We start from the raw sequence: 11,985 nt of genomic DNA on the forward strand, positions 1-11,985 counted from the left end.
GCCCCCGGCCCTCCCACGGCACGAAGGGGCGAAGCGCGAGCAGCTCCGAAACATAAGCAGCCCGATGTTTCTCGAACCACGCCTCGTAGCGCTCATGGTGGGCTTCAAAAGGCGCTGTTCTCGGCATGGGTTCCTCTCCCTTTCCTAAAACCCGTTCGTGACCCCTCAGGCAGCCCGGGCAGCACACTGCGATCTTCCGCAGCGAATGGGCTAGCGAATCTCATCCCATCGAGCACCTGGCCGTCCTGGAAGTCTTCCGAAAGGAAGAGCCTCGCCCAGGCTTCCCAGGCCGCCGCTCGAAGCATCGCGTCGCAGAGCACCGAGCGCCGCAATCGAACGGCTGCCGCGGCTCGCGCCGAGGCGGAAGGCTTTGCGCAAGCCACCGGAAACTAAGCCTCGGCCTGAGCTTCTTCCATCAGGCTTTGCCTTTTCGAGTCAGAGCATGGAAGAGCTGCCACAACGATTGAAGCGTCAGCCTCTCCTCGGGTCGTACAGCCCACTGCCTCCGTTCGAGCACCCGCCCATGGCGTCGACCCGCACGCTCCAGGCGGATGCGCTCAGCACTCATGGCCGGCTTCCCGGCCGAACTTCTCGCCATCTAGCGAAAGACCCCTCCTCAATTCAGCGAGGGTTCATCCCAGGCGGCCTGTTGTTCGGCGGAGAGCTCGTGCGTCACCTTGACTAGCTTGGCGCTAGATTTCACCCGCCGAGTAATGCGGATCTCCTCTCCACGCGCCCCCGCTGCGATGTATTGGGACAAACGCGGGTTAGCTTTGCGCAAGTTGACCCGTTGCACAGCCGCTTCTGCCTATTCCGATATACCGCGTCAGTGTAGAACGTCCTACTGTTGCGTCAAGCAACGCGTAGGGTTTTCGAAGAAGATGCATAGGTTCACGAAGCGGCGGCAGGCGCTCTAGCGGCGCTAGCTCGCTATACTACCTCCAGGAGAGAACAGCACCGGGGAGTGCAGCCATGGGATCGTCCGCGGTACAAGGCGAGCTTTGGGGAGCGCGGGCCAGGGACTGGGCAGAGCTCCAAGAGGGCACGGCCCGGCCGCTGTGGGAGGCGATGCTCGCCGCAGCTCGAGTCGGAGAAGGCACGCATTTTCTCGACGCCGGTTGTGGGGCTGGAGGCGCGAGTCTGCTGGCCGCCGAGCGTGGTGCCCGGGTGGTGGGGCTGGACGCCTCCCACGCCTTGATCGCCATCGCCCGGGAGCGGCTTCCTCGAGAGCAATTCCACGTGGGCGATCTGGAAGCCCTACCCTTCGCGGCTGACCGCTTCGACGTGAGCTTTGCCGCGAACTCCTTGATGTTCGCCGCCTCGCCCTCCGCAGCCTTGAGCGAGCTCGCTCGGGTAACCGCTCCCGGCGGACGCGTGGTGATCGGCGTTTGGGGACAGCCGCAGCAGTGTGACATGCGCTACCTGTTCGAAGCCGTTCTCGCCGCACTCCCCGCGCCCCCGCCGGGGGAAGGGCCCTTCGCCTTGTCCAGCCCGGGCCTCCTGGAGCAGCTGGTAGAGGAAGCGGGGCTAGAGGTCATCGACAGGGGAGAGACCGAGTGCCCGTTCGAGTACATGGACTTCGAGCACTTGTGGCGCGCCCAGGGCTCGGCCGGGCCCCTCCAGGCAGCGATCCGGTTGGTGGGCGAGGAGCGGCTGAAGAGCGCCGTCGCGAGCGCCGTGGCGCCCTTCGTTCGCCATGGAGGCCGGATTCGGCTCGACAACCGCTTCCGCTATGTGGCGGCCGCTCGGCCAGGATCTACGCCCTGAACGATCCGCCAAGGGGGTAAGAAGATTTCCTATAGCCTGATCCCCCGCGGAAAGATTTTTACGCTCAAGCCGCGGGCCGCTAGCCGATCGACCCACGCGCTCACGCTCCGAACGCTTCCATCACGCGCCGGCTGATCGCGCCAAGCAAGGCACGGACCGTCCGGTCGGGAAGGAGCCACGGCTCGAAATCGAGCCGTGGCTCCACGCGGCAACCTCTCTCTCTGTGGGCTCATACCACCAGTCAGTCGATCACCAGCCGTCGAAACGGGCCGCGCTCGGCCCGGATCCGGAGGTGCCCGGGTGGGGCAAAGAAAGCCCGAGAGATGAACCGTATCGCCAATCCGCTGAGGCTGAGAGTGTGCTCCAGGCGCGCTTCGTTGCCCGTGCGCTACATCGCCGCAGTGGGGAAAGCCGCCTCCACCCCATCGAACAGATAATGGGCTTCCCAGTCCTTGTGATGACGTGCCACGACGGCCTCTTCCGCCTCGGCGGCGCTGGTGGCGAGCGTCGTATAGGCCAGGGTAGTGTCCGGGACGCTGCCTCCTTTGGACTTGAGTTTCACGATCACCGTGTAGCTGTGGGGCTCGCGGTCGCGCCGCGGTGCTGGCTCCATCATGAGGGATGGCCTCCGTCACTCTCCATGGATTTGCTGCACCTCGGGGTGCAAAGTCAGCGGGCGCGCACCAGCAGGACCGGCACCGTCGCGCGCCGCATGACCCCTTCCGCCACGCTGCCCAGCAGCAGATGCTCGAAGCCCTGGTGGCCGTGAGTCCCCATGACGATGAGGTCGGCACCCGAGCGGAGCGCTTCGTCCACGATGGCGGCAGCGACGCGCCGCCCATCGGCTTCGATGAGGGCGGTGCTCGCCTCCACGCCCGCTGCTTGGGCCCGCGCGGCAGCTTCCGCCAGTATCCGCTCGGCCTCAGCTCGCACCGCGCCCACCAGATCGCCATAGCCTTCGATCACCAGGTTATGCAACGGCTCCAGCACGTGGACCAGGCGCACCCGAGCCCCCTGCGCCTTCGCGAGCTTCAGCGCCTCCTCGAGAGCCCGGTTGGAAGGCGCGCTACCGTCTACCGGCACCAGCATGTGCTTGTACATGATTCCTTCCCTACCCCTCAGGTGGCGAACTCGTCCTGGAACGTGTCCTCGGTCTTGCGCACTTCGGTTGCCTGCTCGCGCCGGATCAGGGCGCCGATCTTGGCCAGCTCCCGAGCGAGCAGCGGCACCAGGTCGTCCACCGACACCAGGCCGGTCAAGTGTCCGTGCCGGTCCACGACCGGTACCCGGCGCACGCCAGAGGCGCACATCTTGTCCAGCGTGGCGATGAGCCCGTCCTCCTCGTAGACGCAGACCGGAGGGCTGCTCATCACGCTTTCCACAGGTACGTCGGCCGGGTTTATGCCTTGCCCAATGACCTCCACCACCACGTCCCGGTCGGTGAGCATCCCCCGCGGTACCCGGGGATCGGCCTCATCCACGACCACCACGTCGCCCACGTGTCGCAAGCGCATCAGGCGCGCCGCTTCCTGCACCGTGGCCTTGCGCTCGATGGTCACCACTTGTTTCTTGCACAGCTCGCCGATCGTCATGCTATCCCTCTCTCGCACCGGCGCCAGCCAGCGCATCCCACTGCCGCGGCCGTCGCTGGAAGCCTCTCATCTTTTATCATCATGAACTCGCCCGTCGCCTCCGGCTTTGACGTAAATCAAACACCGCGGCCGCCGCGCCTTGCGCCCAAGCCACCCCCGCCCATTCCCTTGGGTGATCCGACGCGCGCCACCCGGGTGCTTTACCGGGCGCGTGGGCTCCCGCTCACGGCGTGATCGCCACCTTGAGCACGCCGTCCCTTTGGTTTGCGAACAGGTCATAAGCCTGTTCGATCTGGTCCAGTTTGAAGCGGTGCGTGACCATTGGGCGCAGGTCGACCCGGCCAGAGGCGATGACCGACATCAGGCGGCGCATGCGCTCCTTGCCACCTGGGCATAGGGTAGTGACGATGCGATGGTCGCCGAGGCCGGCGGCGAACGCGTCGAGCGGGATGGTCAGATCGCTCGAGTACACCCCGAGGCTCGAGAGGGTGCCGCCGGGCCTGAGCACCCGAAGGCACGATTCGAAGGTCTTCTGGGTACCCAACGCTTCGATCGCCACGTCGACGCCCCTTCCGTCCGTCAAGCGCATGATCTCCTGGACCGGATCGGCTGATGAAAAATCGATCACGTGATCGGCGCCCAGACGGCGCGCCGCCGCCAGCCGTTCGGGCACCTTGTCTACAGCGATGATGGTAGTGGCGCCGCAAAGCTTCGCGCCCGCCGTGGCGCACAAGCCGATTGGACCCTGGGCGAATACCGCCACGGCGTCCCCGATCCGGATGCCGCCGCTTTCCGCACCGCCGAATCCGGTCGACATGATGTCCGGGCACATCAACACCTGTTCGTCCTCAAGCCCGTCCGGGATCGGGGCGAGATTGGCCATCGCGTCGGGTACCCGCACGTATTCCGCCTGACAGCCGTCGATCGTGTTGCCGAACTTCCAGCCGCCGATCGGCTTCCAGCCATGGGCGGTGCCAACGCCGTCCTGGGCCCAGCAACCGCTGAGGCATGCGTTGCTGTGCCCGCTCGGCGTGATCGCTCCCGCGACCACGCGCTGCCCCTCCCAGTAACCCTTTACCTCGGAGCCGAGTTTCTCGATCACGCCTACCGGCTCGTGCCCGATCGTCAACCCTTTCGGGACAGGGTACTCGCCCTTCAGGATATGCACGTCGGTGCCGCAGATGGTCGTCATGGTGATGCGCACGAGGGCATCGAGCGGACCCACGTCGGGTATCGGCTTTTCGTCCAGGACGATGCGTCCGGGCTCCACGAAAATTGCGGCTTTCATCTTCGGCATGGCGCTTTCCTTTCGGTGTGTGGCGACGATGAAATCGAGTCAGGTACACGAGCGGTCCCTAGAGAAACGGAGCGTTTCGGCTGCGCGATCTGCACGCCGCCCGCGATCGATAAAGGCCTAATCCGCCAACTGCTCGGCCACCAGCTCCAGCAGGCTGCCCATACGGCGGTCCCAGCGGAAATGCGCCCGGCCGTCGTCAAAGCTCTGGCGGCAGTTGCTGCAGGAGGTGGTCAGGACCTCCGGGTTCCGGGCATCGATCTGGGCCATCTTGATTTCGAAGGCGCGGTAGCGCAGGGGATCGGCCCGGTGGATGGTGACCACGCCTCCGCCGCCACCGCAACACCAATTGAGGGCGCCGCTGTCCTGCGTTTCCCGGAGCTCCGCTCCCAGAGCGCGCAGCACTTCCCGGGGCGCCTGGGTAGCGCCGCCGCGGCGCGAGACCTGGCAGGGGTCGTGGAAGGTGACCGATTTGCCGAGGGGCTTGAGCTTGAGGCGCCCCTCCCGTACCGCCGTAGCCAGGTACTCGGAAATATGTAGCACCTGGAAAGGCAAGGGCCGCCCGTACATGTTGGCGCCTTCCCAGCGCAATGCCTCGTAGGCATGGCCGCACTCGGGCAGGATGAGCGTCTTCGCCCCGCAGGCGAGCGCGGCTTCGATGAGCTTCATGCTCATGTCCCTTTGCCAGGCCGTGTTTCCCGACAACATGCCGAAATTGGTGGCCTCGTATCCCTGAGTGGACAGGGTCCAGGACTCCCCGAGCCGGTTGAGCACCCTGGCGAGGGCCACGATCGACTGGGGATATTTCATGATCTCGATAGAAGAGAGGGTCGCCAGGATGTCGGCACGTTCCCGGTCGAGGGGGATGTCCACCTCGTTCTCCTCGGCAAGCCAGGCGATCCGCTCCTTGAGCACCGTCGGCGTTGCGCCGAGGGGGCTGCCCTCCCGCTCGGCCCGCTCCGCCACCGCCCACAATTCGTGGGGCACCAGACCCGCCGCGAACATGGCATGGCGCGCACGCGCTACCAGTGCGGCGATGTCGATGCCCATGGGACAGATCAGGGTGCAGCGTCCGCACAGGGTGCAGGCGTCGTAGATGAGCGCCTGCCATTCCTCCAGCTGAGCAGCAGTGACCTCCGGTCCGAGGCGTAGCAGCCGGTAGAACCATGCAAAGGGGCCCATTTCGCGTCGGTAGATCTCCTGGAAAGGCGCGAGCTTCCGGATGGGGGTGTAGCAGGGATCGCCGGTCGTCACATAAAAATGGCATGCTTCGGCGCATTGACCGCAGCGGATGCAGGCTTCCAGGTAAATCGCCGCGGCGCGCCCGAAGTCCCGGGCGAAAGCCCGCCTTGCCGCCGCGAGGCGCTCGTCGTCCGTTCTGTCCCCCTGCCGGTCAAACCTCATCTGGGGCTTTTTGATGGAAAAGCGCGGCGACTCGAGATCGATGGGATGGAGGTCGGCGCCGCTCATCGCTCGGCTCCTCTGCGGGCGAAGGCCGCCCCCGTCGTGCCCCGGGAGAAGAACACGAGGAACGCGTGCCTCAGCTTACCGAACGGCAACCAGGCCAACAGCAGCTCCAGTGACAATAGGTGCATCGCCACCCATACCGGATGGGCGGGCGAAGCGGGATAGACCCCGGTCTCAATGGGCAGGCTGATGAGGGCCATGCCAGTCAGCATGGGAAGCAGGGTCACGAGCCAGCTGAAATAATCATCGAAGCTAGACAGCAGGCGCAGCACGGGCGAGGAGAGCCGCGCGAAGAGGGCGTAGAGCAGCCCGACGAAGGTGAACGCGACAGCAAGGGCAAACAGCCAGCCGGGCACCGCAGGCCAGGAGAGGCCTGTCAGCCGTCGGATGAAGGCGATGTGGGGCCTGTAGCCAAAGAACACCACGGCCAGACCCAAGTGATAGCCGTAGGCGTGGACCATCGAGGCCAAGGTCCGCTCGCGGAACGCTGCGTGGGGAACCATCCGCGCAACGATGGCCCGCAGCGCCCCGCGCCCCGTGGCGCTGCTGCGGGGCTCCGAATAGTCCGGTTTGACCGGAAAGCGCAAGAAGGCGATCAACCGCCAGGCGGTGCCCCCCAGGAACAGGGTCAGGGCCAGGGCGAGTCCCGGACCGCGGGCGAATTCGAGCAGTTCCATGGTTCAGACCTGTGGTCACGTGGGTTCCGGGAGTCTCCCAGAGGGGCGGATGGCGCGCGGCGGGCGGCTCAGCAAGCGCGCCTGCGGGCGCCCCGGCGGGGCGTATCGCGCACACCCCCGCCGCCTCGCCGTCTAGTCTCGTCCTGTGTTTCCAGATGACGGCGAAAACCATTGTCCCCCTGGGGCACGAGCGCGTTTTTGACGTATATCAAACCCCCGCGATCGCCCGAGGGGTCACGCCCACGCCTCGGCGACATGGACTGCCCTCGCGCTGCACTCCATTGTCCGCGGAATGTCCGTCCGGCCATTGCCGGTCAGTGCACGGGAACCCTCAAACCGCTCGAGGCAGCGCTCGAAGGGGAGAGCGCCCCCGAGCGGACCATCAATCGGGAAATCTACGCCAGTGATAGTGGTAAAACACCACAGGAATGACTAGCAGGGTGAGCACCGTGGAAACGAAGATCCCGAAGATCAGGGACACGGCAAGTCCGCCGAAGATCGGATCGTCCAGGATGAAGAAGGCGCCCAGCATGGCGGCGAGGGCCGTGAGGGCGATAGGGCGTGAACGCACCGCGGCAGCCGAGATGGTGGCCTCCTGCAAGGGCTTTCCGGCCCGTACCTCCTGCTGGATGAAGTCCACCAGGAGGATGGAATTGCGCACGATGATGCCAGCGAGGGCGATCATACCGATCATGGAGGGGGCGGTGAACTGCTGCCCCAGGAGCGCGTGACCGGGCATGATGCCGATCAGGGTGAGAGGGATCGGCGCCATGATGATGAGGGGCACGCCGTAGGAGCGGAACTGAGCCACCACCAGCAAATAGATGAGGACCAGTCCCACCGAATAGGCGATCCCCATGTCGCGGAAGGTCTCGTAGGTCACCTGCCATTCCCCATCCCACTTCATGCTCCACTCATAGGGATTCTCCGGCTGACGGACCAGGAACTGCTTGATCGGCGCCCCGTCGATGGGGGTTTCGGCGAGGCGCGCAGCGATCGCGCGCAGCCCGTACATGGGGCTGTCGGTGCGGCCGGCCACATCGCCGGTGACGTAGACCACGGGCAGCAGATCCTTGTGGTAGATGGTCTGCTCCCGCTCGCTTTGCCGAATCTCGGCGATTTCCGACAAGGGGACCAGGGCGCCGCTCTGGGCCCGCACCCGCAGGGCCCTGAGCGCTTCCACGTCCGCCTTGTCGCCAGGGTCCAGCTCCAGGCGCACGGGAACGGGCACCCGGGCGTGCTCGCTGTGCAGAAAGGAGATGTCCTCGCCGCGGATCGCTGCCGCCACGGCTGCGGCCACGCTGTCCTGGGTGACTCCCAGCCTGGCGGCGCGGGCCCGATCCACCGCCACCACTAGCTTCGTCTGGGGCGCCTCCAGCGTGTCGTCCACGTCCACCACGTCGGGCGTCGCCTCGAACACCGCGCGCACTTGGCGCGCCACGTCCAGCTGACGCGTGTAGTCGAGCCCATAGATCTCTGCCACCAGGGGCGCCAGCACCGGCGGACCCGGCGGCACCTCGACGATGCGCACCGTGGCGCCGAGCTCCCGGCCGATGCGCTGCAAGGGCGCGCGCATCGCGGCGGCGATCTCGTGGCTTTTACGCTCCCGATGCCGCCGGTCCACCAGGTTGACTTGGATGTCGCCCTGGTGGGGTGCCTGGCGCAGGTAATACTGGCGCACCAAGCCGTTGAAGTTGATCGGAGCGGACGAGCCCGCGTAGATCTGGTAGTCGGTCACTTCTGGCACCGTTGCCACCTGGGCCGCGAGGGCGTCCAGTACCCGCTGGGTCTCCTCTAGGGGAGTACCTTCCGGCATGTCCACCAATACCTGGAACTCGCTCTTGTTGTCGAAGGGCAGCATCTTCATGATGACCGCCTGCAGGGCTACCAGGGACAGGGAGCCCGCGATCAGGGCGAGGAGTACCGCCAACAGTAACCAGCGGTTGCGGCGGCCCGCCTGCTGCCGAAGGAAGGGGGTCATGACGCGGGCGAAGAAGGTATGCAGCAGCCGCGCGACCCGCTCCTCCCCTGGCGCCGGGCCGTGGGCCTCCACCTTGAGGAACAGCCGCCGGTACAGCCAGGGGGTAAACACGAACGCCACCGCCAGGGAGATCAGCATGCCGGTGGAGGCGTTGATGGGGATAGGCCGCATGTAGGGGCCCATCAGGCCGGTGACGAAGGCCATGGGCAGCAGAGCGGCGATGACGGTAAAGGTAGCAAGGATGGTGGGTCCGCCCACCTCATCCACCGCGAGGGGAATGGCCTCGGTGAGCGACTTGCCCCCCTGGGCCATGTGGCGGTGGATGTTCTCCACCACCACGATGGCGTCGTCCACCAGGATGCCGATGGAGAAGATCAGGGCGAACAGGGACACCCGGTTGAGAGTGAAGCCCCAGGCCCAGGAAGCGAACAGGGTGATCGCCAGCGTGACGATGACCGCCGCGCCCACCACCACCGCCTCGCGCCGGCCCAGAGCGAACAGCACCAACACCACCACCGAGACGGTGGCGAAGACGAGCTTCTGGATCAGCGTCCGCGCCTTGTCGGAAGCAGTTTCCCCGTAGTTGCGGGTGATGGTCGCCCGCACGCCGTCAGGGAAGTAGATGCCCTTCAGCTGCTCGAAGCGCTGGATCAGCGCTTCGGCGACGGTCACCGCGTTTTCGCCCGGTTTCTTGGAGACGGCGATGGTGACTGCCGGATGGTGGCCGGTGGGCGGCAGCCCCTTGGATGCGGCCGCCGGGCCCACGCCAAAAGTGACATAGCGCTCCGGCTCGTCGGGTCCGAGGGCGACTTGCGCCACGTCTCGCAGGAATACCGGCGCCCCTTGGTGCAAGCCTACCACCAGGTCCGCCACCTCCTCGGGCCTGCCGAGGAAGGTGCCTGCCTGCACCAGGATGTCCTGACCGTCCTCCACGAGGGAGCCCGCGTCCCGGGAAGCGTTGGCCGTGCCGAGGGCCCGGCGCAGATCGTCCAATGACAGGCCGTAGGCGGCGAGCCGCCGCGGGTCGAAGCGCACCCGCACCACCCGATCGGGGCCACCGATCACGTCGATGTCCCGGGTGCCGGGCACTCGCTGCAGTTCCGACTGCACGGCATGGGCGACGCGCAGCAGCTCGTCGGCGCCGATGGCCGGGTCCTCGCTCCACAGGGTGGCGGCGAGAATCGGCACGTCGTCGATGCCCTTGGGTTTGATGAGGGGGGGGCCGATTCCGATGCCTGGCGGAAGCCAGTCTTGGTTGGAAAAAAAGGCGTTGTACAGCCGCACGATGGCGTCCGTGCGCGGCTCGCCCACCCGAAAGCGCACGGTGAGCACCGCGAGCCCCGGCATGGAGGCCGAGTACACGTGCTCCACGCCTTCGATCTCGGAGACCACTTGCTCGGCCGGGGTAGTCACCAGGGATTCCACCTCCTTGGCCGAAGCGCCGGGATAAGGGATGAAGACGTTGGCGAAAGTGACGTTGATCTGGGGCTCTTCTTCCCGGGGTGTAACCAGCACCGCAAACAACCCCATGAGCAAGCCCGTCAGGGCGAGGAGGGGCGTGATCTCGGTCGCCAGAAACGTCCGGGCGATGAGGCCTGAGATGCCCAGCCGGGGCCCGTCCGTCATGCCCCGCCCCCGTGCTGGCGCTTGTAGGCGATGCCGGCGGCGATGGGGTCGATTGCCACTTTCTCACCGGGCTTGAGCCCCGCCAGCACTGGCACGCGTCCGTCGCCGGCCGGCGTGCCGACGCGGACATAGCGGAAGGCGACCCGGCCGGCCTCGTCCACCACGTACACCGCCGTCACCTCACTGCGGCGGACGATGGCCTGAGGCGGCAGCAGCAGACGCTCTTGCTCCCCGCTCACGAAGGCAACCTTCACCAGGGTGCCCGGAAGGACGCTGCCGTTGGCGCCCTGCTCACCCGCCGGCAGGGAGGCCAGCACCCGGAAGGTGTGAGTGGTGGGATCGGCCGCGGGCGGAATGCGCAGTTCAGCCACCTCCACGCTCTTTCCGCTGGGCAGGATGGCCCGCGCCTTGCGGTGCCTGCGCAGGGGCCCGATGTGCTGCTGGGGGATGTCCACCACCACCCGCAGGTGCTCCAGGGACAAGCCGGTCATGAGGGGCTGGCCGGGCGCCACCGATTCGCCCAGCTTCACGTCCCGCCGTACCACGATGCCGCTGTAGGGGGCCCGCACTACCGTGTAATCCAGGCCTTCCCGGGCCTCTTTAATCGCGGCCTCGGCCGCCGTCACCCGCGCCTGCGCCGAGCGCAGCTCCGCCTCCGCCCGGTCGAACTGGGCCTTGGCGATGAAGCGCTTGTCATACAGATCCTTCATGCGCTCGTAATTTCGCTGGGCTTCCCCCAGGCGCGCTTGCGCTTCGGCCAGAGCGGCCTCAGCGTTGGTGAGACGCGCCCGCTGTTCGGTGTCCCGCAGCCGCACGATGACCTCCCCTTTTTCCACGTAGTCGCCTACGTCGAAGGGCATCTCCACCACGCGCCCGCTGGTCTGGGCCGAGACGGTCGCCTGGTTGACTGCCTCCACCACACCGTCGAACACGGTCTCCCGCGCCACGGGCGCAGGCTTCAGGGTGACCGTCTCCAGGGTTGGCGCGGCAACCGGCGGCTTGTCCACGGGCGAGGGCGCCTCCGAGCAGGCGGTAAGGGAAGCCGCCAGCAGCAGCAACGCGATGCGGGAAATGGTCACGAGGGTCTACTCCGGTTGTCACTCAGGCCGAGCGCTTCGTCGGGCAGAAGGCCGCGCCGGGCTTCACCCCCAGCCTGGCGAGCAGCGCCGCCAGGGGACAGAAACCGGTGAACGAGGCTTGCAACATGTTGGCGCCGACGAAAGCGGTCAACCACAGCCAGTGGGGACTGTGCAGCTGGGAAAGCGCCAGCGAGGCGAGGATGAACGCTCCGGCGAATCGGAACACCAGCTTGTCCACATTGCTGCCGGTGGCATTCAGAGTCTCGGAACCTGGAGTCATGGCGGCTTGCTTTTCCATGGTCAAACACCTCTCTTTCGCAATCGGGATCGTGCAACGGTGCAGTAATGGCCGTGCAGCACCCGGATGATGTCCAGCGCAGGGCCAGGACGCACCGAGTAATAAATAGTCTGAGCCTCGCGCCGGGCGTTGAGCAGCCCCTCTTCCCGCAGCACGGCCAGGTGCTGGGACAGGGCAGACTGAGACAAGGCAATGCGCTCGTTC

At 66.3% G+C, this 11,985-nt stretch carries 11 protein-coding genes; 1 reads left to right on the forward strand and 10 read right to left on the reverse strand.

The features are described 5' to 3' along the window. The first annotated feature begins 972 nt into the window (after positions 1–972). Positions 973–1,767, forward strand: a complete 795-nt coding sequence (locus V7Q81_RS11300) for a class I SAM-dependent methyltransferase (RefSeq protein ID WP_333843309.1) — start codon at positions 973–975, stop codon at positions 1,765–1,767. A 388-nt stretch (positions 1,768–2,155) separates the two neighbouring features. Here V7Q81_RS11300 and V7Q81_RS11305 read toward each other — a convergent pair whose 3' ends face one another. The 10 genes from V7Q81_RS11305 to V7Q81_RS11350 all read right to left on the reverse strand — a co-directional run. Further along, positions 2,156–2,383, reverse strand: a complete 228-nt coding sequence (locus tag V7Q81_RS11305; protein WP_333843312.1) for a hypothetical protein — start codon at positions 2,381–2,383, stop codon at positions 2,156–2,158. Between the two features lie 53 nt (positions 2,384–2,436). Beyond that, positions 2,437–2,868 (reverse strand): universal stress protein, encoded by a 432-nt coding sequence (locus V7Q81_RS11310; protein WP_333843314.1) that lies wholly within the window; start codon positions 2,866–2,868, stop codon positions 2,437–2,439. 17 nt (positions 2,869–2,885) lie between these two features. Then, entirely contained in the window at positions 2,886–3,359 is a 474-nt protein-coding gene (locus V7Q81_RS11315; RefSeq protein WP_333843317.1) for a CBS domain-containing protein, read from the reverse strand. A 223-nt stretch (positions 3,360–3,582) separates the two neighbouring features. Beyond that, complete coding sequence (locus V7Q81_RS11320) at positions 3,583–4,656, reverse strand: NAD(P)-dependent alcohol dehydrogenase (protein WP_333843319.1); 1,074 nt, start codon at positions 4,654–4,656, stop codon at positions 3,583–3,585. A gap of 117 nt (positions 4,657–4,773) precedes the next feature. Further along, on the reverse strand, positions 4,774–6,123 hold the full coding sequence (locus V7Q81_RS11325) for a (Fe-S)-binding protein (protein ID WP_333843322.1): 1,350 nt from the start codon (positions 6,121–6,123) through the stop codon (positions 4,774–4,776). After that, entirely contained in the window at positions 6,120–6,797 is a 678-nt protein-coding gene (locus tag V7Q81_RS11330) for a nitrate reductase (RefSeq protein ID WP_333843324.1), read from the reverse strand. Before V7Q81_RS11330 ends, V7Q81_RS11325 begins: the two co-directional genes overlap by 4 nt. A 382-nt stretch (positions 6,798–7,179) precedes the next feature. Further along, positions 7,180–10,404, reverse strand: coding sequence for an efflux RND transporter permease subunit (locus tag V7Q81_RS11335; RefSeq protein WP_333843326.1), 3,225 nt, complete (start codon positions 10,402–10,404; stop codon positions 7,180–7,182). Next, a complete protein-coding gene (locus V7Q81_RS11340) occupies positions 10,401–11,483 on the reverse strand; it encodes an efflux RND transporter periplasmic adaptor subunit (RefSeq protein ID WP_333843328.1) in 1,083 nt (360 codons plus the stop codon). Before V7Q81_RS11340 ends, V7Q81_RS11335 begins: the two co-directional genes overlap by 4 nt. Before the next feature lie 22 nt (positions 11,484–11,505). Continuing rightward, positions 11,506–11,763: a YgaP family membrane protein gene (locus tag V7Q81_RS11345; RefSeq protein WP_333843333.1), complete on the reverse strand. Its 258-nt coding sequence runs from the start codon at positions 11,761–11,763 to the stop codon at positions 11,506–11,508. 20 nt (positions 11,764–11,783) lie between these two features. Then, a partial coding sequence (locus V7Q81_RS11350; RefSeq protein WP_333843331.1) for an ArsR/SmtB family transcription factor occupies positions 11,784–11,985 on the reverse strand: 202 nt, incomplete at its 5' end.

The organism is Pelomicrobium sp. (assembly GCF_036803785.1).
GTDB lineage: Bacteria > Pseudomonadota > Gammaproteobacteria > Burkholderiales > UBA6910 > Pelomicrobium.

Excerpts from the sequence above, each read along its gene's own strand:
- V7Q81_RS11320 (WP_333843319.1), bottom strand. The coding sequence starts at position 4,656 with ATGCCGAAGATGAAAGCCGCAATTTTCGTGGAGCCCGGACGCATCGTC.
- V7Q81_RS11330 (WP_333843324.1), bottom strand. The coding sequence starts at position 6,797 with ATGGAACTGCTCGAATTCGCCCGCGGTCCGGGACTCGCCCTGGCCCTG.
- V7Q81_RS11315 (WP_333843317.1), bottom strand. The coding sequence starts at position 3,359 with ATGACGATCGGCGAGCTGTGCAAGAAACAAGTGGTGACCATCGAGCGC.
- V7Q81_RS11325 (WP_333843322.1), bottom strand. The coding sequence starts at position 6,123 with ATGAGCGGCGCCGACCTCCATCCCATCGATCTCGAGTCGCCGCGCTTT.
- V7Q81_RS11300 (WP_333843309.1), top strand. The coding sequence starts at position 973 with ATGGGATCGTCCGCGGTACAAGGCGAGCTTTGGGGAGCGCGGGCCAGG.
- V7Q81_RS11345 (WP_333843333.1), bottom strand. The coding sequence starts at position 11,763 with ATGACTCCAGGTTCCGAGACTCTGAATGCCACCGGCAGCAATGTGGAC.
- V7Q81_RS11305 (WP_333843312.1), bottom strand. The coding sequence starts at position 2,383 with ATGATGGAGCCAGCACCGCGGCGCGACCGCGAGCCCCACAGCTACACG.
- V7Q81_RS11310 (WP_333843314.1), bottom strand. The coding sequence starts at position 2,868 with ATGTACAAGCACATGCTGGTGCCGGTAGACGGTAGCGCGCCTTCCAAC.
- V7Q81_RS11335 (WP_333843326.1), bottom strand. The coding sequence starts at position 10,404 with ATGACGGACGGGCCCCGGCTGGGCATCTCAGGCCTCATCGCCCGGACG.